Raw genomic sequence first — 263 nt, forward strand, 5'->3', positions numbered from 1 at the left:
GGTGGGACGGCGGGCGGAGGCACTCGCCCCAGCCCAGGAAGCCGTCAACCTGTACCAGCGGCTGGCCGCCGACAGCCCCGACGCCTACCTCCCCGACCTCGCCGCATCGCTGAACAACCTGGCGACGTTCCTGTCGGAGGTGGGACGGCGGGCGGAGGCACTCACCCCAGCCCAGGAAGCCGTCAACCTCCGCCGGCAGCTGGCCGCCGACAGCCCCGACGCCTACCTCCCCGACCTCGCCGCATCGCTGAACAACCTGGCGA

The 263-nt window shown here is 72.6% G+C and carries 1 protein-coding gene; it reads left to right on the top strand.

What is annotated here, in order from left to right:
* The coding region (locus tag MXD59_RS26125) for a tetratricopeptide repeat protein (protein WP_248827220.1) at positions 1 to 263 on the top strand (263 nt) is incomplete at both ends.

Origin of the sequence: Frankia umida (genome assembly GCF_023242945.1) — a bacterium.
GTDB classification, from domain to species: domain Bacteria; phylum Actinomycetota; class Actinomycetes; order Frankiales; family Frankiaceae; genus Frankia; species Frankia umida.